Origin of the sequence: Bacillus sp. KICET-3 (assembly GCF_033261025.1) — a bacterium.
GTDB classification, from domain to species: Bacteria; Bacillota; Bacilli; order Bacillales; family Bacillaceae; genus Bacillus; species Bacillus sonorensis.
Map to the genome: position 1 here is coordinate 2,301,031 of NZ_CP137345.1, position 24,200 is coordinate 2,325,230.

At 43.0% G+C, this 24,200-nt stretch carries 24 protein-coding genes and 1 pseudogene; 16 read left to right on the forward strand and 9 right to left on the reverse strand.

What is annotated here, in order from left to right:
• Nucleotides 1-67: 67 nt before the first annotated feature.
• The 7 genes from acnA (at nucleotide 68) to R5H20_RS11765 (ending at nucleotide 4,871) form a co-directional block, all read left to right on the forward strand.
• On the forward strand, nucleotides 68-2,794 hold the full coding sequence (acnA, locus tag R5H20_RS11735; protein WP_006637036.1) for an aconitate hydratase AcnA: 2,727 nt from the start codon (nucleotides 68-70) through the stop codon (nucleotides 2,792-2,794).
• Nucleotides 2,795-2,869: 75 nt separating this feature from the next.
• Nucleotides 2,870-3,373, forward strand: a complete 504-nt coding sequence (locus tag R5H20_RS11740; RefSeq protein ID WP_006637037.1) for a redoxin domain-containing protein — start codon at nucleotides 2,870-2,872, stop codon at nucleotides 3,371-3,373.
• A 70-nt stretch (nucleotides 3,374-3,443) separates the two neighbouring features.
• On the forward strand, nucleotides 3,444-3,569 hold the full coding sequence (locus R5H20_RS11745; protein ID WP_006637038.1) for an FbpB family small basic protein: 126 nt from the start codon (nucleotides 3,444-3,446) through the stop codon (nucleotides 3,567-3,569).
• A gap of 68 nt (nucleotides 3,570-3,637) precedes the next feature.
• Complete coding sequence (locus R5H20_RS11750) at nucleotides 3,638-3,781, forward strand: acid-soluble spore protein N (protein WP_006637039.1); 144 nt, start codon at nucleotides 3,638-3,640, stop codon at nucleotides 3,779-3,781.
• A gap of 25 nt (nucleotides 3,782-3,806) precedes the next feature.
• On the forward strand, nucleotides 3,807-4,034 hold the full coding sequence (tlp, locus tag R5H20_RS11755; protein ID WP_087962492.1) for a small acid-soluble spore protein Tlp: 228 nt from the start codon (nucleotides 3,807-3,809) through the stop codon (nucleotides 4,032-4,034).
• Nucleotides 4,035-4,145: 111 nt separating this feature from the next.
• Nucleotides 4,146-4,562 carry a YbgC/FadM family acyl-CoA thioesterase gene (locus R5H20_RS11760; protein ID WP_006637041.1) on the forward strand — a complete coding sequence of 139 codons (417 nt, stop codon included), beginning with the start codon at nucleotides 4,146-4,148 and terminating at the stop codon, nucleotides 4,560-4,562.
• Nucleotides 4,563-4,871, forward strand: a complete 309-nt coding sequence (locus R5H20_RS11765; protein WP_006637042.1) for a hypothetical protein — start codon at nucleotides 4,563-4,565, stop codon at nucleotides 4,869-4,871.
• A 62-nt stretch (nucleotides 4,872-4,933) separates the two neighbouring features.
• Here R5H20_RS11765 and R5H20_RS11770 read toward each other — a convergent pair whose 3' ends face one another.
• Nucleotides 4,934-5,221, reverse strand: coding sequence for a HesB/YadR/YfhF family protein (locus R5H20_RS11770; RefSeq protein WP_006637043.1), 288 nt, complete (start codon nucleotides 5,219-5,221; stop codon nucleotides 4,934-4,936).
• 122 nt (nucleotides 5,222-5,343) lie between these two features.
• A complete protein-coding gene (gene plsY, locus R5H20_RS11775) occupies nucleotides 5,344-5,937 on the reverse strand; it encodes a glycerol-3-phosphate 1-O-acyltransferase PlsY (protein WP_006637044.1) in 594 nt (197 codons plus the stop codon).
• A gap of 181 nt (nucleotides 5,938-6,118) precedes the next feature.
• On the opposite strand from plsY, the gene R5H20_RS11780 reads away from it, so the two are divergent.
• The 3 genes from R5H20_RS11780 (at nucleotide 6,119) to parC (ending at nucleotide 11,253) form a co-directional block, all read left to right on the forward strand.
• Complete coding sequence (locus tag R5H20_RS11780) at nucleotides 6,119-6,532, forward strand: CoA-binding protein (RefSeq protein ID WP_006637045.1); 414 nt, start codon at nucleotides 6,119-6,121, stop codon at nucleotides 6,530-6,532.
• A 322-nt stretch (nucleotides 6,533-6,854) separates the two neighbouring features.
• On the forward strand, nucleotides 6,855-8,825 hold the full coding sequence (gene parE / locus R5H20_RS11785) for a DNA topoisomerase IV subunit B (RefSeq protein WP_006637046.1): 1,971 nt from the start codon (nucleotides 6,855-6,857) through the stop codon (nucleotides 8,823-8,825).
• A 4-nt stretch (nucleotides 8,826-8,829) separates the two neighbouring features.
• A complete protein-coding gene (gene parC, locus R5H20_RS11790) occupies nucleotides 8,830-11,253 on the forward strand; it encodes a DNA topoisomerase IV subunit A (RefSeq protein WP_006637047.1) in 2,424 nt (807 codons plus the stop codon).
• Between the two features lie 257 nt (nucleotides 11,254-11,510).
• On the opposite strand, the gene R5H20_RS11795 is transcribed toward parC, so the two are convergent.
• Nucleotides 11,511-12,602, reverse strand: a complete 1,092-nt coding sequence (locus R5H20_RS11795; protein ID WP_006637048.1) for a GntR family transcriptional regulator — start codon at nucleotides 12,600-12,602, stop codon at nucleotides 11,511-11,513.
• A gap of 344 nt (nucleotides 12,603-12,946) precedes the next feature.
• Between R5H20_RS11795 and R5H20_RS11800 the strand changes: the two genes are divergently transcribed.
• The 4 genes from R5H20_RS11800 to R5H20_RS11815 all read left to right on the forward strand — a co-directional run bounded on the left by R5H20_RS11800 (nucleotide 12,947) and on the right by R5H20_RS11815 (nucleotide 18,450).
• Nucleotides 12,947-14,557 (forward strand): xylulokinase, encoded by a 1,611-nt coding sequence (locus R5H20_RS11800; protein ID WP_006637049.1) that lies wholly within the window; start codon nucleotides 12,947-12,949, stop codon nucleotides 14,555-14,557.
• 22 nt (nucleotides 14,558-14,579) lie between these two features.
• Nucleotides 14,580-15,275 carry an L-ribulose-5-phosphate 4-epimerase gene (locus tag R5H20_RS11805; RefSeq protein ID WP_006637050.1) on the forward strand — a complete coding sequence of 232 codons (696 nt, stop codon included), beginning with the start codon at nucleotides 14,580-14,582 and terminating at the stop codon, nucleotides 15,273-15,275.
• A gap of 55 nt (nucleotides 15,276-15,330) precedes the next feature.
• On the forward strand, nucleotides 15,331-16,755 hold the full coding sequence (araA, locus tag R5H20_RS11810) for an L-arabinose isomerase (protein ID WP_006637051.1): 1,425 nt from the start codon (nucleotides 15,331-15,333) through the stop codon (nucleotides 16,753-16,755).
• Nucleotides 16,756-17,043: 288 nt separating this feature from the next.
• Nucleotides 17,044-18,450, forward strand: coding sequence for a sugar porter family MFS transporter (locus R5H20_RS11815; protein ID WP_006637052.1), 1,407 nt, complete (start codon nucleotides 17,044-17,046; stop codon nucleotides 18,448-18,450).
• A gap of 236 nt (nucleotides 18,451-18,686) precedes the next feature.
• Here R5H20_RS11815 and R5H20_RS11820 read toward each other — a convergent pair whose 3' ends face one another.
• The gene (locus R5H20_RS11820; RefSeq protein ID WP_006637053.1) at nucleotides 18,687-19,469 is read right to left on the reverse strand and encodes a (S)-acetoin forming diacetyl reductase; all 783 of its coding nucleotides are present in this window, start codon (nucleotides 19,467-19,469) and stop codon (nucleotides 18,687-18,689) included.
• 452 nt (nucleotides 19,470-19,921) lie between these two features.
• Between R5H20_RS11820 and R5H20_RS11825 the strand changes: the two are divergent.
• Nucleotides 19,922-20,092 (forward strand): annotated as a pseudogene (locus R5H20_RS11825) (Tn3 family transposase); the annotation flags it as partial.
• Nucleotides 20,093-20,212: 120 nt separating this feature from the next.
• Here R5H20_RS11825 and R5H20_RS11830 read toward each other — a convergent pair.
• Nucleotides 20,213-20,338, reverse strand: a complete 126-nt coding sequence (locus R5H20_RS11830; RefSeq protein ID WP_006637055.1) for a hypothetical protein — start codon at nucleotides 20,336-20,338, stop codon at nucleotides 20,213-20,215.
• A gap of 38 nt (nucleotides 20,339-20,376) precedes the next feature.
• Nucleotides 20,377-20,712, reverse strand: coding sequence for a hypothetical protein (locus tag R5H20_RS11835; protein ID WP_006637056.1), 336 nt, complete (start codon nucleotides 20,710-20,712; stop codon nucleotides 20,377-20,379).
• 315 nt (nucleotides 20,713-21,027) lie between these two features.
• Between R5H20_RS11835 and R5H20_RS11840 the strand changes: the two genes are divergently transcribed.
• Nucleotides 21,028-22,437 (forward strand): alanine/glycine:cation symporter family protein, encoded by a 1,410-nt coding sequence (locus R5H20_RS11840; RefSeq protein WP_006637057.1) that lies wholly within the window; start codon nucleotides 21,028-21,030, stop codon nucleotides 22,435-22,437.
• A gap of 57 nt (nucleotides 22,438-22,494) precedes the next feature.
• Here R5H20_RS11840 and R5H20_RS11845 read toward each other — a convergent pair whose 3' ends face one another.
• The 3 genes from R5H20_RS11845 to narJ all read right to left on the reverse strand — a co-directional run bounded on the left by R5H20_RS11845 (nucleotide 22,495) and on the right by narJ (nucleotide 24,189).
• Nucleotides 22,495-22,851, reverse strand: coding sequence for a hypothetical protein (locus R5H20_RS11845; protein ID WP_006637058.1), 357 nt, complete (start codon nucleotides 22,849-22,851; stop codon nucleotides 22,495-22,497).
• Between the two features lie 112 nt (nucleotides 22,852-22,963).
• Nucleotides 22,964-23,650, reverse strand: a complete 687-nt coding sequence (narI, locus tag R5H20_RS11850; RefSeq protein ID WP_006637061.1) for a respiratory nitrate reductase subunit gamma — start codon at nucleotides 23,648-23,650, stop codon at nucleotides 22,964-22,966.
• Nucleotides 23,647-24,189, reverse strand: a complete 543-nt coding sequence (gene narJ / locus R5H20_RS11855) for a nitrate reductase molybdenum cofactor assembly chaperone (protein ID WP_006637062.1) — start codon at nucleotides 24,187-24,189, stop codon at nucleotides 23,647-23,649. Before narJ ends, narI begins: the two co-directional genes overlap by 4 nt.
• Nucleotides 24,190-24,200 lie beyond the last annotated feature (11 nt).

The following is a 24,200-nucleotide window of genomic DNA, read 5'->3' on the forward strand; positions in this document are numbered from 1 at the left end:
AATTGTGGTGAAATATGCCGATTTTTCTGGTATATGATCTTGATCTTTAAAGGGGGATTTTGGAGAAATGGCGAAACAGCAGCAAATCGCGAAAAAAGACGCTTTTCAATCAAGAAAAACGTTTTCTGTACAAGGTAAAACGTACAGCTATTATTCTTTAAAAGCATTAGAGGATCAAGGAATTGGAAAAGTGTCTAAACTGCCTTATTCCATCAAGGTTCTGCTGGAGTCTGTCCTTCGTCAAGTCGACGGAAGAGTCATTACGGAGGAGCATGTTAAAAATTTGGCAAGATGGGGCACTGCCGAATTAAAAGACATTGATGTTCCTTTTAAACCTTCCCGGGTTATTTTGCAGGATTTCACCGGTGTACCTGCCGTTGTAGACCTCGCTTCATTAAGAAAAGCGATGGCCGAAGTCGGCGGAGATCCGGATAAAATCAATCCGGAAATTCCTGTTGACCTTGTCATCGACCACTCTGTACAGGTCGACAAAGCCGGCACTGACGACGCGCTGACCGTCAATATGGACCTTGAATTCGAACGAAATGCAGAACGTTATAAATTTTTAAGCTGGGCGAAAAAAGCGTTTAACAACTATCAGGCCGTTCCGCCTGCGACTGGTATCGTCCACCAGGTGAACCTCGAGTATTTGGCGAATGTCGTCCATGCTATTGAAGAAGACGGCGAAATCGTCACTTACCCTGACACACTTGTCGGCACTGACTCGCATACGACGATGATTAACGGAATCGGCGTTCTTGGATGGGGCGTCGGCGGAATTGAAGCTGAAGCGGGCATGCTTGGACAGCCTTCTTATTTCCCTGTGCCTGAAGTTATTGGAGCGAAACTGGTCGGCAAGCTTCCAAACGGTACAACAGCGACAGACCTTGCTTTGAAAGTGACGCAGGTGCTTCGCGAAAAAGGCGTAGTCGGAAAGTTTGTCGAATTCTTCGGACCGGGTGTGGCAGAGCTGCCGCTTGCTGACAGAGCAACGATCGCCAACATGGCTCCTGAATACGGGGCGACTTGCGGCTTCTTCCCGGTTGATGAAGAGGCGTTGGAATACATGCGCTTAACAGGCCGCGATGAAGAGCACATTGCGGTTGTTGAAGAATACTGCCGCCAAAACGGTTTGTTCTACACACCTGATCAAGAAGATCCTGTGTTTACAGACATCGTCGAAATTGACTTGTCAAAAGTTGAAGCGAACCTTTCAGGTCCGAAGCGCCCTCAGGATTTAATCCCGCTGACCGAAATGAAAGAAACGTTCCACAAGCATTTGGTAAGCCCTGCCGGCAACCAGGGATTTGGCCTGGACGCTTCTGAAGCCGACAAAGAAATCAAGTTTAAGCTTGAAAACGGTGAGGAAGCGGTCATGAAAACGGGTGCGATCGCAATCGCTGCGATCACAAGCTGTACGAATACGTCAAACCCTTACGTCTTAATCGGTGCTGGGCTCGTTGCCAAAAAAGCGGTAGAGCTGGGCTTACAAGTGCCTAATTATGTGAAAACATCGCTTGCACCGGGTTCAAAAGTCGTCACAGGTTATCTGGTCAACTCCGGGCTGCTTCCATATATGCGCGAACTCGGCTTTAACATCGTCGGATACGGCTGTACCACCTGTATCGGAAACTCAGGTCCGTTAGCGCCTGAGATCGAGAAAGCAGTAGCTGACAACGATCTGCTGGTAACGTCCGTTCTGTCCGGAAACCGTAACTTTGAAGGACGGATCCACCCGCTTGTCAAAGGAAACTATTTGGCTTCTCCGCCGCTAGTCGTCGCCTATGCACTGGCTGGAACGGTCGACATCGATTTGAAAAAAGAACCGATCGGAGTCGGAAAAGACGGGCAAAACGTATACTTCAACGATATTTGGCCGACGATGGACGAAATTAATAAAGTCGTGAAGCAAACCGTTACGCCTGAGCTGTTCAGAAAAGAGTATGAGCGCGTGTTTGATGACAACGAACGCTGGAATGCGATCGAAACAACAGATGAAGCCCTTTACAAATGGGATGAAGCATCTACTTACATCCAAAACCCGCCGTTCTTTGAAAACATGTCAGTCGAGCCGGGAGTGGTGGAACCGCTGAAAGGTCTGCGTGTTGTCGGCAAGTTCGGAGACTCTGTCACAACAGACCATATTTCTCCGGCGGGAGCCATCGGCAAGGATACACCGGCTGGAAAGTACCTGCAGGAAAAAGGCGTTTCTCCAAGAGATTTCAACTCATATGGTTCACGCCGAGGCAACCATGAAGTCATGATGAGAGGAACATTCGCCAATATCAGAATCAAAAACCAAATTGCTCCTGGAACAGAAGGCGGATATACAACCTATTGGCCTACCGGTGAAGTCATGTCGATATATGATGCTTGCATGAAGTATAAAGAAAGCGGCACAGGTTTGGTTGTCATCGCCGGCAAAGATTATGGAATGGGGTCTTCGCGCGACTGGGCGGCAAAAGGAACAAATCTTCTCGGCATTAAAACCGTTATTGCTGAAAGCTTTGAAAGAATCCACAGAAGCAACCTTGTCCTGATGGGCGTGCTTCCGCTTCAATTCAAAGACGGAGAAAACGCTGAAACACTTGGTTTGACCGGAAAAGAAACAATTGAAGTGGATGTTAACGAAACGGTTCGTCCGCGCGATCTTGTCCCAGTAAAAGCGATCAGCGAAGATGGAACGGTGACATCATTTGAAGCCGTTGTCCGCTTTGACAGTGAAGTGGAAATCGACTATTACCGCCATGGCGGAATTCTGCAGATGGTTCTCCGCAATAAAATGAAACAGTAGTCTGAATGAAGGAAGAGAGAGCAGTTGCTTTCTCTTCTTTTTGTCAGATGACATGCCTTATGTTTGGAGGTGCCGATGGTAAAAAAATTGCTGGCTGCCGCCTTGCTTCTTCTGTTGGCCGGATTTGCGGTGTGGAACTTTGCTATCAACAACAAAGCCGACATCGGGATTGAAAAAGGAGAAAAAGCGCCGGATTTTACGCTGTCCTCTTTAAAAGACGGAGACATTTCATTATCTGATTTTAAAGGAAAAAAAGTGCTGTTGAATTTTTGGGCGACCTGGTGCAAACCGTGCAAAACAGAAATGCCCGATATGGAAAAGCTGCAAAACGATCATAAAAATATCGCCGTTTTGGCAGTTAATTTTACCTCATCTGAAAAAAACAGCAAGGAGGTGGAAGAATTTTCCGGCAGCCTTGATTTAACGTTTCCGATCGTACTTGATCAAGAGGGGATCAATGCAAAATACGGGATTTTTTCGTATCCAACTTCATTTATCATAAATGAAAGCGGAATCATTGAAGACATCGTCTTGGGAACGATGACAAAAAACGAAATGGAAAAAAGGCTGGGATTATAAAAAATCCCGGCTTTTTGCTTATATTGTCAAAAAAATGGAGAAAATGAGAATCATCTGGAGGTGATTCAACATGAAAAAAACAAAAAGGCGTACATTTGAAGAACTTGTCTCAGAAAACAAAAAAGAGCTTTTAACCAACCAGGAGTTTCTCGATCAGCTGGAAGACAAGCTTGAAGAGAAATTCAGGCTGAAATGACTTTTTAAAAATCAATTCATGTTTACGCCTCTTTTTGAGAATCCTATTTCTTAAAAGGAGGGATAGATGTGCCGAGAGAGCATGACAAACAGGCGAAATTTGCCCCGAGCCACCTTGGGACAAAGCCGGTTGAATATAAGCGCAACAAAGGAAAAAAGATGCATGATAAATCAGGGGAAACTCCGATTATTATGCAGACAAAAGGTGAGTAGTTTTTTAAAAGGAGGGGTTCGAATGATGAAACACAATCCGGATGACAGATCTGACAATGTTGAAAAGCTTCAGGACATGGTACAGAACACGATTGAAAACATCGAGGAATCCGAAGAACAGCTGTCATTTGCAAGCAATGAAGAACAGAGGCAGATCCGCGAAAAAAATGAGCGCCGGAATGAAAGCATTGAGGCAATGCGCAGCGAAATCCAAGACGAAGCTCAAGCTCGAAAACAAGGATATGATCAATAAACCAGGGCAACCTGGTTTTTTCCATGCCGCAAATGGAAGCCGCCAATCGTGTTTTTATCAAGGGCTTATGCTAAAATGGAATATACATTTTTTATAAGGGAGTAGAGGAATTTGTTCGTCTCAAAAAAAGAAATTGAAGTCCGATATGCTGAAACAGATCAAATGGGCGTAGTCTACCACGCGAACTATCTTATTTGGATGGAGGTAGGACGGACGGCTCTCATTAAAGACCTCGGCTTTTCCTACGCGGAAATGGAAAAAGACGGCGTTCTGTCACCGGTTGTCGATGTCAGCGTTCGATACATAAAACCGCTTCGCTACGGAGAAACAGCGTCCGTACATACATGGATTGAAGAGTACAACGGATTTAAGACCGTTTATGGGTATGAGATTTTCAATTCGAATGGAGAAACCGCTGTAAAGGGGACATCGTCCCATATTTGCGTCGATCGGGGCAGCTTTAAGCCGCTTCAATTCAGGAAGCTTTATCCTGAATGGCATCAGGCGTATGAAGAGGCCAAAAAATAAATGGCTTTCGGAATTAACAGACAGGAGCTCTATACATGGAAGCGGGCGGTCCAGAACGGAGAGATCGCGTTTTTAACGCATTATTGGCTCGATGACAGGTTTCCCGACGCCCGCACTGTGACAAAAGCAGGCTGTCAAAATATTGAGAAGCTTGCCGCCTGGGGAAAACAGTACGGTTTGAAAAAGGAATGGATCGACCGAAGAAGCGAATTTCCCCATTTTGATTTAATGGGCCAAAAGCAAATCGAGATTTTAACAAAAGAAAAGCTTTTCAGCCACATCAGACGGTTTCGGCTTCAGGAACGCTGACCCGCCTTTAGACGCAGGACCATAGTCCGTCGTAAAAAAGAACGCTGTAAAAGCGTTCTTTTTTACTGATATTCAAAAACCGGTTCTTCAGCAGATTCATTATAGGTCACAAAGAGATCGTGGTTGTCGAAGTACCAAATATCGCTTTCCTCAATAAAAAACGTAATCCCGTCCGCTTCCGCGCTCGCGCCGATTTGCTGCGGCTCATCTTTTGAAACTCCAAGGGAAAATCCTTTTTGAACATTGCTGCAACCGCCGTAACGGACAAAGAAGCGGACTTGATCACCTTTTTTCAAATCGAGCTCATCCTTATACCAATTAAGCGCCTCTTCATTAATCTTCAAATTCACGGGAAAGCACTCCTTTTTTAATGGTTTCAATATGGTGTTGTTTATTTAGTATACAATGAATTGGTTTGATCATGAACATTTGATGTTCCGTTATCATGCGGCGGATGTCAGGCAGGGAGGCATCAGCCTTTGCCTGACATCCATTTTATTTTAGGTTCGGTTTTATTTAAAATTCTTTTAATGTTTGTCCGGTGTCTGTAAATGACAAATGCCGTAAGAATGACGACAACCGCCACCAAAAAAACGTCTTTGGTGAACAGACTGTATATCGTCGTATACAGGCCTGTCAAAATAGAAGACAGTGAAACGTACTTTGTAAGAAATAAAAACAGAAAAAACACCGCGACCATTGTGACAAACAGCAGAGGCTGATAGCAGAGCATTACGCCTCCGGACGTAGCGACGGCTTTTCCGCCTTTAAATTTTGCAAAAACAGGGAACATATGCCCGATGACGGCGGCCACACCGGCCAGCAAAGGATGGACGCCGATGTGCAGGAAGGCCGGCAAATAAGCGGCGAGCGTTCCTTTTAAAATATCCGCAGCAATGACAATCGAACCCGCTTTCACCCCAAGCGTCCGGAATGCATTTGTGGCTCCGAGGTTGCCGCTGCCGTGTTCTCTGATATCGATTCCTTTGGCAGCTTTGCCGACAATCAAGCCGGATGGAATGCTGCCGAGTAAATAGGCTAAAATCAATAATAAAGCAATTAACATTTCATTTCTCCTTTTTAAATGATCCCTACTCTTTATTTTAACATGAGAGGCATCTTTCATGACGGCTTTTCTTTTAGATGCACCGTATATATCATACAAGATAATGCGCTCTGCGCCTATTAAAACTTTGAATATCATGTCCGGTTTCATGTAAACTGAATATAAAAGGAGCTGAAGCAGGATGGAAAATCCAACGAAACAGGAAATTAAAAAAATCCTTGAGAACAGCAGACGAATTGCTGTGGTCGGTCTATCAAACAATCCCGAGAGAACGTCTTATATGGTATCAAAAGCGATGCAGGATGCGGGGTATGAGATTATCCCGGTCAACCCGACAATCGATGAGGTGCTCGGAGCAAAGGCGGTGGCTTCGCTGAAAGATATTGAGGGCCATGTCGATATTGTTAATGTGTTCAGACGATCGGAACATCTTCCAGATGTCGCCAAAGAGTTTTTGGAAATAGATGCCGACGTATTTTGGGCACAGCAGGGACTTGTCAGTGAAGAAGCTTATCAGATGCTTAGCGAAAAGGGCTATACAGTTATTATGGATTTGTGCATAAAAGTGGCCCATGCATTGACCAAATCAGCTTAAAAAAGACAAAAATCCTTGTGATTTCAAGGATTTTTGTCTTTTTTATTCGAGAATCTATTTGCGATTTATTATGAAAAAGATACAATAAGTCTTGGACAGTTTTTTTAAGAATGTTTTTCCATATTACGTTAAGCTGCCTTGTGCAGCCTCGAGAGATTCGTGTAAAATGACGATTGTGCCATGCAGCCGCTCATTTTTGACATTTTCCTGACAACTCTTAAAGCGATGTAGGGAAAAGAATTAGATATCGCTTTGATTTATATTTCAGAGTGTGTATTATTCTTTATAAGCAATGTTTGATTTTTGAAAGGGGTTTATGCATTTGGTTAAAAAACAGCAGGTTGACTATAATGATGATTCCATACAGGTGCTCGAAGGCCTTGAAGCGGTCAGGAAGCGCCCCGGCATGTACATCGGTTCAACAGACAGCCGCGGCCTGCACCACCTCGTCTATGAAATCGTCGACAATTCCGTTGATGAAGTTCTGGCAGGGCACGGGGATCACATTATAGTAAAAATACATAAAGACAATAGCATATCGGTGCAAGACAGAGGCCGGGGAATGCCCACAGGAATGCATAAGTTTGGCAAACCAACTCCCGAAATCATTTTGACCGTGCTTCACGCCGGAGGGAAATTCGGCCAAGGCGGCTACAAAACGAGCGGAGGCCTTCACGGTGTCGGTGCATCTGTCGTAAACGCCCTGTCAGAATGGCTGACGGTCACGATAGAACGGGACGGAAACGTCTACAGGCAGCGTTTTGAAAACGGCGGGAAGCCGGTGACATCCCTTGAAAAAATCGGAACGACGAAAAAAACCGGCACCCTGATTCACTTCAAGCCGGATCCAAAAATGTTCAGTACGACGACCTATAACTTTGAAACGCTTTCAGAGCGATTGAGAGAATCCGCCTTTTTATTAAAAGGCTTAAAAATTGAACTGATTGATGAACGGAACCAAACACAGGAAACGTTCCTTTATGAAAACGGAATCGAAGCTTTTGTCGCTTATTTAAATGAAGAAAAAGACCCTTTATGTGAAGTGGTGTCTTTTGAAGGAGAGCACAACGGAATCGAAGTCGACTTCGCTTTTCAATTCAACGACGGTTATTCCGAAAACATTCTTTCGTTTGTCAACAATGTCAGGACAAAAGACGGCGGAACCCATGAGTCGGGCGCCAAAACGGCGATGACGCGCGCGTTCAATGAATATGCGAGAAAAGTGGCCCTTTTAAAAGAAAAGGACAAAAACCTGGAAGGAACAGATATCCGGGAAGGGCTCGCGGCCATCGTATCAGTGCGCATTCCGGAGGAGCTTCTGCAATTTGAAGGGCAGACAAAAGGAAAGCTTGGAACCAGTGAAGCGAGGTCTGCGGTGGATGCCATCGTTTCTGAACAGCTTGCCTATTTTCTGGAGGAAAACAGAGAAACGGCGACTTTGCTTGTCAAAAAAGCAATTAAAGCTGCACAGGCGAGAGAAGCCGCCCGAAAAGCAAGGGAAGAGGCGAGAACAGGGAAGAAAAGAAAGAAATCAGAGGCGACGCTCTCCGGAAAGCTGACACCCGCCCAATCGAGAAATCCGGCCAAAAACGAATTGTACCTTGTTGAGGGGGATTCTGCCGGAGGCTCTGCCAAGCAGGGAAGGGATCGGAAATTCCAGGCTGTCCTGCCGCTTCGCGGAAAAGTCATCAACACGGAAAAAGCAAAGCTTGCCGACATCTTTAAAAATGAAGAGATCAATACGATTATTCATGCGATCGGCGGCGGAGTCGGCGCCGATTTCAATATCGACGATATCAATTACGACAAGGTCATCATTATGACCGATGCCGATACAGACGGCGCCCATATTCAAGTCTTGCTGCTAACCTTTTTCTACCGCTATATGAAGCCACTGATCGAGCATGGAAAGGTTTTTATTGCACTGCCGCCGCTTTATAAAGTCAGCAAAGGGTCAGGCAAAAAAGAAATCATTGAATACGCATGGTCTGACGAAGAAATGGACGATGTTTTGAAAAAAGTCGGAAAAGGCTACACGATCCAGCGCTATAAAGGTCTCGGCGAAATGAACGCAGATCAGCTCTGGGAAACGACAATGAACCCGGAATCAAGAACGCTTGTCAGGGTGAAAATCGATGATGCGGCTCGTGCTGAACGGCGTGTGACGACATTAATGGGCGACAAAGTTGAGCCGAGACGAAAATGGATTGAGAAAAATGTCGCTTTCGGACTTGATGATGAAGAAAGCAATATTTTGGAAAACGAGAACTTATCGGTCGCTGAGGAGGTTTAAATAAATGGCACAGCCAGAGATTTATCATGATTTACCATTGGAAGACGTGATCGGCGACCGTTTCGGCCGATACAGCAAATACATCATTCAGGACCGGGCGCTTCCTGATGCGCGCGACGGGCTGAAGCCGGTGCAAAGGAGAATTCTATACGCCATGCACGCGGAAGGAAACACACATGACAAAAACTTCCGCAAAGCCGCGAAAACGGTCGGTAATGTGATCGGGAACTACCATCCGCACGGGGACAGTTCCGTCTACGAAGCGATGGTGAGGATGAGCCAGGATTGGAAGGTCCGCAACGTTTTGATTGAAATGCACGGAAACAACGGAAGCATCGACGGAGACCCGCCGGCTGCGATGCGGTATACGGAGGCGCGGCTTGCATCGATCGCCGCAGAGCTTTTGCGCGATATTGATAAAGATACGGTTGAATTCGTTCCAAACTTTGATGATACAAGCAAGGAGCCTGTCGTCCTTCCGGCGATGTTCCCGAATCTGCTCGTCAACGGATCGACCGGGATTTCAGCCGGCTATGCGACAGACATTCCGCCGCATCACCTCGGAGAAGTCATCGATGCCGTCATTAAGCGGATTGATTCTCCGAACTGCAGTGTTGATGATTTAATGGAGTTCATTACAGGTCCTGATTTTCCAACAGGAGGAATCATCCAGGGAAAAGAGGGTATCAAAAAAGCCTATGAAACGGGAAAAGGCAAAATCATCATCAGGGGAAAAGCCGAGATCGAAACGATCAGAGGCGGCCGTGAGCAAATCGTGATTACCGAAATCCCGTTTGAAGTCAACAAGGCGAATTTAGTGAAGAAGATGGATGAATTCAGGATTGAGCGGAAAGTCGAAGGGATATCAGAAGTCCGCGACGAGACCGACCGCACAGGCCTCAGAATCGTCATTGAGCTCAAAAAAGAAGCGGATGCCCAAGGCGTATTAAATTTCTTATACAAAAACACCGATTTGCAAATTCCATATAACTTTAACATGGTGGCCATCCATAACAGAAGGCCGATGCTGATGAATCTGACCTCTATTCTTGATGCTTATATCGGGCACCAGAAGGAAGTCATCACAAATCGTTCTCAGTATGAGCTGAAAAAAGCGAAGGAACGGCATCATATCGTCGAAGGTTTAATGAAAGCATTGTCCATCCTGGATGATGTCATTGCAACGATCCGTTCATCAAATGATAAGCGGGATGCCAAAAACAACCTGATTGCCAAGTTTGCCTTCACAGAGCCGCAGGCTGAAGCGATTGTTTCATTACAGCTTTACAGATTGACCAATACCGATATTACGGCATTGCAAGAAGAGGCAAAAGAGCTTGAGCAAAAAATAAACGAGCTTGAAGCGATTCTCTCCAATGACAAGAAGCTGCTGAAGGTCATCAAGGACAATCTGAGAAAAGTCAAAAAAGCCTATGCGGGCGACAGGCTGTCTGTGATCGAAGAAAAAATCGAAGAGATTAAAATCAATCTCGAAGTCATGGTGGCCTCTGAAGATGTTTATGTTACGGTGACGAAAGACGGCTACATCAAACGAACAAGCCAGAGATCTTTCGCTGCTTCAAACGGCCAGGATTTCGGCATGAAAGATACGGACCGCCTGCTTTGTCAGCTGGAAATGAATACGACTGATGTGCTGCTCCTGTTTACGAATAAAGGAAGCTATGTATATTGTCCAGTCCACCAGCTTCCGGATATCAGATGGAAAGACTTGGGTCAGCATATTACGAATATCATTTCGATTGACAGTGATGAATCGATCGTAAAGGCGATACCGGTCAAGGAATTTACAGAATCAGAATATCTGCTGTTTTTCACGAAAAACGGAATGGCGAAAAGAACACCGCTTCTTCAATATAAAGCGCAGCGCTATTCGAAGGCTTTAGTCGCCCTGAACCTAAAAGGCGATGATGAAGTGATCGACGTTCATGTAACAGATGGAGCGAAAGACGTGTTTATCGCGACACACTCGGGCTACGGTTTATGGTTTACAGAGGAAGAGGTCAGCGTCGTCGGCGCCAGGGCGGCCGGTGTCAAAGGCGTTAATTTAAAGGATGGCGATTTTGCCGTCTCAGGCCAGATCCTTGAAGATTCAGACGTGCTCGTCCTCGTCACGCAGCGCGGCGCTGTTAAAAGAATGAACCGCACCGAATTTGAAAAAACATCAAGGGCAAAACGCGGCGTCCTGATGCTGAGGGAGCTGAAGAAAAAGCCGCACCGCATCGCCGGACTGCTTGCCTGCTCCTACCATGATCAAATCACGATGCAAACTGAAAAAGGCATTATAGAAGAGATGCTTGTCAAGGATATCAAGCTTCATGACCGTTACAGCAACGGTTCTTTCATCATTGACGAAGATGAGGCCGGGGAAGTAACGGATGTATGGATTAGCAAACAAGGACAGGAGTGAAATCGACCTGCACCCAATTGTAATTCAATATCCAGGGGCATCACACATGCCAAGCTAACACCAGTGAATACTTAGAGCAGAGTCCCTTATTTTTTGAATATATAATGTTGTGCCGTTACAACGTATTTTTTTGTAGTGCTGAGTAAGCGTCAAATATATGAAAGGTCTCTCTGCTTATTTGATAACAGAGTAAAACAACCCAGTCCATGTTCACGCCTTTAGTGAAGATGGACTGGGTTTCCTTGTTCACACCAAGATTATTGTACTTCTAACTCTTTTACAGTTTCGCCTTCAATTAACACCGGTTGATAATAGGTTTCGTTTGGCAAATCCTTCTTTCCTTGTAATTTCTTAATGACCCAATCAGCTGCATCGCGCCCCATTTGTTCTTGAGGGTGTGTCAATGTTGTTAGTTTGATATTCGCATTTTTGGCAATATACGAATTGTCCTGACCAATAATTGATAATTTGTCTGGGATAGAAATATTAAGTTGTCTGCATACATTTGCTACTTCCAACCCTACTTCGTCGTTATAGCAAACAATTGCAGTCAACACGTCTCTATTTTCATTTAGGAACTTCTTCAGGTTTGTGTATAGGTCCAGCTTCGTCTCTGTATTGTACGAAAGCACATGCTCTGGTTGAAATCGCAATTTGGCTTCGCCAAGCGCTTTTATATACCCCTTCATTCGATACTTTCCTTGTAAATCATCCTCTTTTGAAATGAGTCCAATTCGTGTATGTCCTTTTGATATTAATTCTTTTGTAGCGAGATAGCTAGACTGCACGTCATCGAGACAAAGAAAAGGAACTTCTAATTCTTCATAATAAGCATTGATCATGATGAAAGGAATATCCTGTTCCTTGAACGATAGGTAGTAAGCAATATTGGGATTGTATAGATTGCTTTTCGTAGGTTCAACAATCAAACCATCTACGCCATATGACAACATCATTTCCAGAGCTTTTTTTTCTTGTTCGACATCATTATTTGTACTAGCTAATAGTAACGAATAATTAGCCTCATTCAATCTCCCTTCAATTCCACGAATAATTGAGGGGAAAATGTAATCAGAAATGTAGGTCGTGATTACACCGATTGTTTTATTATTGGAATTCACGCCAGATTTTGATTGATACTGGTTACTAACATAAGTGCCAGACCCTTTTTCACTTCTTAAGAATCCCTCGTTCGATAGTTCTAAAATGGCCTTTCGAACAGTGTGCCGGCTAACTTTGTACTCTTCTTGTATGGCGGATTCAGTAGGAATTTGTTCTCCTACGCTGTAAACTCCTGAAAGAATTTTACTTTTTATATCATCAATGATGACCTTATACTTTGGTTTCATTTCACTCACTTCTTTCATAGTTGTTCGCATTCTAATTTTTTTAATTGAATGATTTGTGTGGACATATTTTATCATGGCTTTGAATGAATTAAAAGATTCCACCTATTTAAATTAACAAGCAATTATATTTTTTCTTTAGGTTTTATGTTATACAAATACCTTTTATTATAAACATGAAGAGAAAAATAACAGAAATATCGTTGTGATATTTATATGAACATATTTTATTATTCGTTGACAAATGTACGTACAAAAAATATACTAAGGTTGTTAATAAAGTTAAGCGAAAAAGAAAGCGCCTTCTTTCGATTAATTTTGAAATCGCTATCAGAGAGGGGAGTAACGTGAAAACGAATCGAGTAAACATCAAACAAGCGATAACTGAGGGAGAAACATCACTTGGAATCGAATTCGGATCCACACGTATTAAAGCAGTGTTGATTAATAGTAGTTTTGAAACAATCGCATCTGGAAGCTATGAGTGGGAAAACCTCTTGGAAGATGGATTTTGGACGTACAACTTAGTAGATATTATCACTGGATTGCAAACAGCTTACAGTGAAATGAAGAAAGAAGTTGAACGAAATTATGGCATCACCATTCGCAAAATTGGTTCTATTGGATTTTCTGCAATGATGCATGGGTATATGGCTTTTGACAACACAGGGGAGCTGCTTGTTCCGTTTCGAACTTGGCGCAACTCAACAACCAGTGCTGCAGCAAAAGAATTAACTGATCAATTTCAATTCAATATCCCTGAACGGTGGAGTATTGCTCACCTTTATCAAGCGATATTAAATGAAGAGAAGCATTTGCCTCGCATTGATTATATCACCACTTTAGCCGGGTACATTCACTGGTTACTGACTGGTAATAAAGCAATTGGCATTGGAGATGCTTCGGGCATGTTCCCAATTGATGAATCAACGCAAAATTACAACGAATCGATGGTCAAGCAGTTTGATGAACTGATTTCGATCAAAGGTTATCCTTGGAAGCTGAAGGATATTCTCCCCAAAGTTTATATTTCAGGCGAGCAAGCAGGTGAATTAACCGAAATTGGTGCGAAAATTCTGGATCAATCAAAAAATTTACAACCAGGCATTCCAATTTGTCCACCAGAAGGCGATGCTGGAACAGGAATGGTTGCTACGAATAGTGTGAGGAAACGCACTGGAAACATCTCAGTAGGAACTTCAGTTTTTGCCATGATTGTATTAGAGAAAGAACTTTCAAAAGTATATCCGGAAATTGATTTGGTAACAACACCAAACGGCAGTCCGGTTGGAATGGTTCATGCGAATAACTGCTCAAGTGATATTAATGCTTGGCTAGGATTGTTCCGTGAATTTTTTGAGGCAATGGGACAAAAGGTTGAAACGAATAAATTATTCGAAGTGATGTTAAATAAAGCTTTGGAAGCCGACTCAGATGGCGGTGGTTTACTAAGCTACGGTTATTTCTCCGGTGAAAATATTACAGGATTAGAAGAAGGCCGGCCATTATTTGTCCGCTCACCAGAGAGTCGTTTCAATTTAGCAAACTTCATGCGGACACACCTTTTTACAGCTTTTGCTGCTTTGAAAATCGGAATGGATATTTTGACAAAAGAAGAAAATGTTGCAATTGACAGCATTTTAGCTCATGGTGGTTTATTCAAAACCCCTCTTGTTGGACAAAAAATTGTTGCAGCTGCAATGAATACGCCAGTATCAGTTATGGCGACAGCCGGAGAAGGCGGTGCATGGGGAATGGCTATTCTTGCTTCTTACATGATGAACAAAGATCAAGAAGAAAGCTTAGAAGACTTCCTCGACAAAAGAGTCTTTCAAGAGGCTGATGGGCAAGAAATTTACCCTGATCAATTAGATGTTGAAGGATTTGAAGCATTTATCGAACGGTACAAAAAAGGTTTAATGATTGAGCAGGCCGCTGTAGATCATTTGATTTTATGAGTGGAAAGATGGGGGGATTGACGTGTTAGAACAACTGAAAGAAGAAGTATTTCAAGCAAATTTGGACTTGCCTAAATATGGACTCGTGAAATACACATGGGGAAATGCAAGTGCCATTGACCGTGAAACCGGTTTATTCGTTATCAAACCCAGTGGTGTTGATTATGAAACGATGAAAGCTAGTGATATGGTGGTTGTTGATTTAGATGGCAATGTTGTTGAGGGAGAGTTGAGGCCTTCATCAGATACAGCGACTCACGCAGTACTTTATAACCATTACCCTGAAATTGGAGGAATTGTACACACTCATTCAACTTGGGCGACAATCTGGGCTCAAGCAGGCCTTGATGTTCCAGCGATGGGGACCACTCATGCAGACACATTCTATGGTTCCGTACCATGTGCCCGTTACTTGACACAAGAGGAGATTGATCGTGGTTACGAAGTAGAAACAGGTAATGTAATCATCGAAACATTTGAAGAGCGTGGGTTAGATATTTTAGCTGTTCCTGGTGTCTTACTTCATGGTCATGGTCCATTTACTTGGGGCAAAGATGTAAAATCAGCAGTATTGAATAGTGTGGTGTTGGACGAAGTTGCGAAAATGAATTTATTTACACGAGAATTAAATCTTTTTGCAAAAGAATTGCCACAACGTATTTTAGATAAACATTATTTACGAAAACACGGTAAAAATGCTTATTATGGTCAAAAGTAATATCAATTCTATCAAACTATCAATTATCCCATTAATTTAAGAAAAGAGGGTTATTATGTTAACAACAGGGAAAAAAGAATTTTGGTTTGTCGTAGGTTCACAACATCTTTATGGGGAAGAAACGTTAGCAGAAGTCAGAGCACACGCACAAGCCATGACCGATGCATTAAATGAAAGCGCTGTTTTGCCATACCCGCTTGTATTGCAAGATTTAGCTGTTAGTGCTGATAAAATCACAAGCATCATGAAAGAAGTAAACTATCGTGACGAAGTAGCCGGTGTCATCACTTGGATGCATACTTTCTCACCTGCAAAAATGTGGATTCGCGGGACAAAATTATTACAAAAACCATTACTTCATTTAGCGACACAATTTAATGAAAGTATTCCATGGACAACGATTGACATGGACTTTATGAACCTAAACCAATCTGCTCATGGTGACCGTGAATATGGTTTTATCATTGCCCGCTTGAAAAAACAAAATAAAGTTGTCGTAGGTTATTGGGAGCGCCCTGAAGTGCAACAGCAAATTGCAGAATGGATGGACGTAGCGGTTGCTTATAACGAAAGCTTCAACATCAAGGTCGCTCGTTTTGGTGACAACATGCGTAACGTTGCTGTTACCGAAGGGGATAAGGTTGAAGCGCAAATTCAATTTGGCTGGACAGTTGATTACTTTGGTATTGGTGATCTTGTTCAATACGTGAATGCGGTTACAGATAAAGAAATTAATGATTTGTTTGCAGAATACGCAGACCTTTATGAATTTGATTATGGTACTTACAGTCAGCAAGATTGGGAGAAGAGCGTAAAAGTACAAGCAAGCTATGAAATCGCCATTAAACGTTTCTTGGATGATGGTGGTTACAATGCCTTCACAACTAACTTTGAAGATTTATATGGAATGAAACAACTTCCAGGTCTTGCCGTCCAGCGATTGATGGCGCAAGGATATGGCTTTGCTGGTGAAGGAGATTGGAAAACTGCAGCGCTCGATCGCTTACTCAAAGTGATGAGCCGCAACCAATCAACTGGCTTTATGGAAGACTACACATATGAATTAGCTGCCGGTCAAGAATCAATCCTTCAATCACATATGCTTGAAGTTGACCCATCTTTAGCAAGCAACAAACCAAAAATTATCGTATCTCCATTAGGTATTGGTGATCGTGAAGACCCAGCACGCTTAGTGTTCGACGGAAAAGCAGGAGATGGTGTGGTTGTTTCAATGGCAGACTTTGGTACGCATTACAAACTGTTGATTAACGAAGTTTCTGCATATGAACCAACTGTTCCAGCACCAAACCTTCCAGTGGCACGGGTACTTTGGGAAGTGAAACCTAACTTCCAAGATGGAGTGAAAGCATGGCTTGAGAATGGCGGCGGTCACCATACAGTTGTTTCATTGAATGTAACAACAGACCAAATGATCACTTATGCAAAGCTGGTTGACCTGGAATATGTAGTGATTAAGTAATGCCTCTAACCTCCGAGGAGGTTCTGCTTCCTTGGAGGTGAAAAATAGGTATATCAGATTTCAAAATATTTATGATTTTGTAAGCGTTATCGCGGTGTTCAGGAAAAATTGAAAGCGTTTAATAATAGGCGAATAAAACCTTGAGATTTAGGGAGAAGTCCCAACAAATAATATCCTAGCATGTATTTGCGGTTTGAAAGCGCTTTTATTATTTCTTAAAAAGCCATCAATAGTTTTGGTGGTGGGATTTTTGCACAATATAATTTCAACCTTGAGGAGGGAACTTTAATGGTTAATGAAAAGAAAATCTCAAGTGGCTTCATTTATTTTTTTGGGGCTTTTGCCGGCATTCTTTTCGGTTATGATATCGGCGTTATGACGGGTGCTTTGCCTTTTCTGCAACATGATTGGAACCTTCAAGACAACGCCGGGGTTATTGGCTGGATTACCTCTTCGGTGATGTTAGGAGCTATTTTTGGAGGCGCCCTGGCCGGACAACTTTCTGATCGTTTGGGACGGCGCAAAATGATTTTAATTTCCGCTTTAATTTTTGTTGTTGGATCCATTTTGTCAGGAATAGCACCTCATAATGGGATACTATTTTTGATTGTTTCTCGGGTTTTATTGGGATTGGCCGTTGGTGCTGCTTCTGCGTTGGTCCCAGCCTATATGTCGGAAATGGCGCCTGCACGTTTGCGTGGACGTCTGTCAGGAATTAATCAAACAATGATTGTTTCTGGAATGTTGCTTTCTTACATTGTTGATTTTCTATTGAAAGATTTACCGGAAACAATGGCATGGCGGTTGATGCTTGGTTTGGCTGCCGTACCTGCCTTGATCTTATATGTTGGAATGTTAAAGTTACCTGAATCACCACGTTTTTTAATAAAGAACAATAAACTTGATGAAGCTCGCAAGGTGTTGAGCTATATTCGCTCTAACAAAGAAGAGATTGATTCTGAAATAACGCAAATTCAAGAAACTGCCAGAGAGGAAACAAAGGCAAATCAAAAAGCATCATGGGCTACACTTTTAAGTAATAAATATCGTTTTTTATTAATTGCCGGTGTGGGTGTTGCTGCTTTTCAACAATTCCAGGGTGCAAACGCAATTTTTTATTATATTCCTTTGATTGTAGAAAAAGCAACAGGGAATGCAGCAAGTTCAGCGTTGATGTGGCCAATTATTCAAGGAGTTATTCTCGTACTAGGTTCATTAATATTCCTGATGATTGCTGATAAATTTAATCGCCGTACTTTATTAACAGTAGGCGGAACAATTATGGGGCTATCCTTTATTTTGCCGGCAATATTGAATATATTAATTCCTAATGCAAATCCGATGATGATGGTTGTCTTTTTAAGTATCTATGTAGCACTTTATTCATTCACGTGGGCTCCTTTAACTTGGGTCATAGTTGGAGAAATTTTCCCGCTGGCAATTCGCGGGCGTGCGTCTGGATTAGCTTCATCATTTAACTGGATTGGTTCTTTCTTGGTTGGATTGCTATTTCCTATTATGACCGCTTCGATGTCTCAAGAAGCTGTGTTTGCAATCTTCGGTGTGATTTGTTTACTTGGAGTTGTATTTATCCGGACACGCGTCCCTGAAACTCGAGGCCGCAGTTTAGAGGAAATTGAGAAAAATGGAGAAAATAGACAAGTTAACGCAAAAAGCGCCCAGATAAACCTATGAGGTTTGGAGTGGAATTAAAAGAAGCTATCTTGGGCACCGCTTATCGCAGGGGAAATCTTTGCACTAGTGCATTTTGAAACAGGGGTTTCAAAAGTGAAGATGCTTTTGTATTCATCATATACAAATCGTGAACATGATATGGAGGCGGAAAACTTCCCCCTCCATATTTGAAAGAAATTCGTTCAGCTTATACGTTCAAGTTGTGAAACAAACTATGATCTTCTAAAATTTCAAACTTAATTAAATACCATTCCACCATCGATGATAAGAGCTTGACCAGTCATATAATCTGAATCTGGTCCTGCAAGATAGGAAACGCACGCTGCTACATCTTCCGGCTCGGATAAGCGTTTTAATGCAATATTTTTAGCGAATTGCTCCATTCCCCATTCAAATGGCTTGCCTGCTTCATCAGCGGTTTGCTGTGCAATGCCCATCATCATAGGAGTTTTTACGATACCCGGACAAAAGGCGTTTACAGTAATACCTAATTCAGCTAGGTCTTTTGCCGCCGTTTGGGTAATACCGCGAACAGCGAACTTTGTTCCGCCGTAAACTGCCAAGCCCGGGTTACCGACTTGACCGGCTTGAGAAGAAGCATTAATGATTTTTCCACCGTGACCGAGTTCTTTGAAGGCTTTTACAGCTGCTTGTATTCCCCAATAAGTACCGCCGACGTTAACATCATAAATTTTTCGATAATCTTCATAAGTAATGCTTTCAATAGGGGTGGTTGGTCCAAGACCTGCATTATTTATAACCACATCAAGTCCACCAAGCCTTTTTACGGTTTCATCGACAGCTTTAAAAACATCATCACGATCAGCAACATTTACTTTAACCGCAATTGCTTTCCCATTAAATTGGTTAATTTCCTCAGCAACTTTTTTTGCAGTTTCTTCATTATAATCTGCAACCGCAACGGCGAATCCATCCTCTGCCAAGCGTTTGCAGATTGCTTCGCCAATTCCTTGGCCGCCGCCAGTAACAAAGGCGATTTTTCCAGATACTTTACTCATATGAACATCTTCTTTCTATATGTAATTGGTATTTATTTGGTACAGAAATATTATACCTTATATTTATCGATGTGAAATAAAGCCGCGGCGATTGTAAAAAAGATGTGATATTTAGTTTTAATTTTTGAAAAAATTTTAACTTTTTTAGAAGAAATACAGGCAGCAAAACGGAAAAATTGTACGTTAAGACGATAAACATTGATAAAAAAGAAATGTTCAACTACTTGTCACATTTAAACTAAATCCAGGTTAAATAGCAGCACCAAAAGGCGTTCCAAAAACAAAATATCAGCTACACCCTTTGCGGAAATAACCTATTTTTCATTTTCTTTTACTTACAAAATTTCCGAAACGTTGCATCCCAATCGGCAAAGACAGCTCTCGCGACTGGGCTCTTGATACGAGCGACAATCCTTTCGACATTTCGATGAGTATAACGATATTGATAGAGTGTCTTTTGGATGGCACATTCTATTCGAGAGGGGAAGGTGTCCAGTGCGCTTATTATGGGTAAGCTTGGTTTTTATACTCGGCAGAACAAGGCTGCCATGGCGCTTAGAGAGATGGGACGCATAGAAAAGACGATCTTTATCCTTAAAAAAATCACTCACAACCGGATTAAGATCAAATGAAAAGGCATGAGTCCGGAACAATATCGGACTCATGCCAATCAAACTGCTTCATGAATTTTTATTGCCTCACTTTTTGGGGGCATTGCAAAGGCGAGTGTTTTCTTTTTTAAATTAGCTGTCTTGGCGGTCGAAAAGATCGGTAATCGCGTGCATGACTTCAATTCCCTGGAAGACGAACAAATTTAAAGCTGTCAAGGAAAAGAGTCCGATAATCACCATTCTTATGATAAATAACATGTCTAAAACCTCCCGTTTTTTATGTTGGTTATGGTTTTTTAAACATGTGCTTTATCAACGTAAGAAGAGTGATAGAAAACAGCGAGCATGAATGCCTTCAGATGTTCTTTCAGCCGGTTTAGAATATAAACCCGGGCAGAAGCCGCAGCCAGGATCAAGAGCAGTATGAATTCATCTCTTAACCCGTGCGAATCCCATAAAGATTTAGCCTTTTCTTCACCATGCTTGCCGGCTGTCAGTTCGTGCAGTTCATCGCCTGAAACAGCCGCCTTCTGTGCATGATGGCTCATAGGCACATGGGGCATTGAGAACGAATGAAGGCTTGCAATGACTAAGAAAAACATAGACATTTGCAGAAACAACGACTTTTTCATCAGCTCTCACCCCCCTTTTGATCTCATAATCTTAGCATATTATATGATATCAGAAAAGATGATTTTTTTGTGACATTTTAGTCAGATTTATTGACAAGATTTTTTCTTTGTGTAGATATTTCTGATTTTTTTAATTTATTAAATCGATTGATTTGTTATAATGGGCCTATTGGGACGATAGTCAAAAGGAGGGGGAGGGATTAGGAGTTTCAAAAGACGGAATTTTCTATTTTTTATGTTTCCGTCAATATTATGATATAATCCTACCATGTTAAGAAACCTAACATCAAAATCTGTTTGTTTCAGGAGGGTGCTATGGAAGAAATTTTGAGCAAAGTGATCAATGTCCCGAGTGGGTATATTTGGACTTATTTAGTTTATATATTAATAGGGCTGGGCCTTTATTTCACTTTTAAGCTGAAATTTGTCCAATTCCGATTTTTTATAGAGATGTTCAGAATCGTTGGGGAAAAAAAGGAGAAAGGAAAAGGCGTGTCATCCCTGCAGGCATTTTTTATTTCAGCGGCTTCGCGCGTTGGAACGGGGAATCTTACCGGTGTGGCGCTTGCTGTTGCAACAGGGGGGCCGGGAGCGGTTTTCTGGATGTGGATTGTCGCGCTTGTCGGGATGGCGTCAAGCTTTGTTGAAAGTACATTGGCTCAAGTCTACAAGGTAAAAGACGGCGACCACTTTCGCGGAGGTCCGGCCTACTATATGGAAAAAGCGCTTGGCGCCAGATGGCTGGGGATTATATTCGCCGTTTTAATTACGATTACATTCGGCTTGATTTTTAACGCTGTACAAGCCAATACGATTGTCGGTTCAATGGAAGGGGCTTTCAATTTTGATAAAACGATCGTGGGAATTGTTTTAGCCGTCATAACAGCCTTTATTATTTTCGGCGGTCTGAAACGGGTTGTTACCGTATCACAATTGATTGTTCCCGTCATGGCGATTATTTATCTCGCTCTTGCTCTGTACGTCGTATTGGTGAACATTTCAGAGCTGCCGTCCGTTTTTGCGATGATTATAAAAGATGCATTTGGCATTGAGCAGGTTGCAGGCGGGTCGCTTGGAGGAATGATTATTATCGGTGCCAAGCGCGGTCTTTTCTCAAACGAAGCCGGAATGGGGAGCGCCCCGAACGCGGCCGCCACGGCTCATGTGTCACACCCGGCTAAACAGGGCTTTATTCAAACACTCGGCGTATTCTTTGACACGATCGTCATTTGCAGTGCGACAGCCTTTATGATTCTCCTGTTTAATTTGACGCCTGGGAAAAAGCTTGACGGCATTCAAATTACACAGGCGGCCATGCAGCATCATATCGGAAGCTGGGCGCCGGTATTCGTCGCCGTGGCGATTTTCCTGTTTGCTTTCAGCTCAATCGTCGGAAACTATTATTATGGTGAAACCAATATTGAATTTATTAAAAAGAGCAAAATCACAATGACCGTTTACCGTATTGCCGTGGTCGCCATGGTAATGTTTGGTTCGCTGTCAGGTTTCCAGCTTGTCTGGGATATGGCGGACTTATTTATGGGAGTGATGGCGATTATTAACCTGATTGCGATTCTGCTCCTTTCAGGAATCGCGGCCAAAGTATTGAAGGATTATGCTGATCAGCGGAAAGAAGGGAAAAATCCGGTTTTCAAAGCAAGCTCTATTCCTGGATTAAAGAATGCTGAAGCCTGGGGAGAAGAGAAGGAAACACCGGAGTCATAAGGAAAGATATATTGAAAGAGGCGTCATTTGATCGATCATGACGCCTTTTTTCTTTATTTAAAATTGGCAGCTGAAAGAAGTGATTTCGTTCAAATCGATGCCGAAGTAGACCCAGCGGTACTGGCGCGGCCTCCACCGGTATCCCGCGATGGAATTGCGGCCGACAAAAATCGGAAAGAACCAGAAACGTCTTCCGTTTCTTAAACGGATAACCGTAAATCGGTAAAGGCACCTTCTGATTCCGCCCGGATCAACGGCAAAGGTTGAAACACCGCTGTCCTGGGGAAACTGGCTGGGAGGAGGGGGCAAAAACTGCTGCTGTGTCTGCCCTCCCGCACCTGGAGGCGGCCCTGGGGGGAATTGCTGGCGATACGGATCATACGGATCATATAGAGCGGGATGATATGGATGCAATCAAAAAACGCTCCTTTCTTTTTGTTTGCTTTATCCTATGTTCTGACAGAGAAATGGGAGCTTGCCTATTTAAAAAAATCCCTAAAGCCTGAAATGGCTTTAGGGAGAAAGGTTATATGCTTTTGCGGGGCGCCCGTTTTCGATATACGACATAGCTTCTTGTCAAATATTTAAGCGGCATGCTGAATACATGCACGAGCCGCGTGAATGGCCAGACGATGAAAATGGCATAGCCCATGACGATATGAATTTTAAACCAGAGGGGCACGGTTGCCATAAGTGAAGCGTCCGGTCTGAACAAGAAAATGTTTCGGAACCACGGCCCGATGGTCGTACGGTAGTCAAAGCCTTTTGAATCAATGTTTAAAAACGTCGCCGCCAATCCCGTCACCATCATGAACAATAGGCCGACGAGCGTGATCAAATCACTGGCGGAGCTTGTTTTCCTAATCCGTTTATCAGTTATTCTCCGATAAGTGAGAATGATGAGTCCTGACAGCGCAGCGATCCCGGCGGGCAGTCCAAAGCCGATCGCAATTTTGTGATACATATGCTCTGAGACGCCAAGCGTGTGATAAACGCTTTCCGGTATTAATATTCCCATCACATGTCCGCCGATGACGAAGAGGAGTCCCCAGTGAAAGAGGCTGCTGCCAAGCGCCAGCTTTTTCTTTTCAAGCATCTCGCTTGATTTGGCTGTCCAGCCAAACTGATCATGTTGATAGCGGTAAATATGCCCCCCGATAAAAACCGTTAAGACGATATAGGGGAGTATGGCCCAAAGTAATTGATCGATCATACCTGCACCGTCCCTTCAACGCCGATTTCCGCCAATCCGATTAACAGGGCTTCGAGCAGCGCTGCATATATGCTTTCGTTTTCCAGAAGCTGTGATTTTAATTCTGCCAGATTGGATAAATACTTTTGAAAAACGGCTTTGACTTTTTCGAGTTCTGCAAGGGCGGCAAACTCAAGCATCAGCGGCAGATAATCCGGAAGTTCTTTGTCAATCGGCTGAAAGCCCGATTGCTGATATAGATCTTTCAGCTGCAAAAGCTCGAGTCCGCGCTCACGCTGTTCACCGGAGTTGAAATAGGTGACATATAAGTTTGTTTTTTTGCCGAAATCAAACGTGTAGACATATGTTTCGATCAGTTCCTCCGGAGAATAGGCAGCCGAATCATTCAAAAATCCGAGCAGCTGCTCTTGCAGCGGTTTATGCTGAATGTGGCTGATCGTGTTTTGCCATTCAGAGCGTTCATTTCTCCATTCTTCATCAGGATAAGACAGAAGATAGGAAAGAGCAGCGAAAACGGCCTGTTTATCTGTTGCGTCCATTATGCTTCACT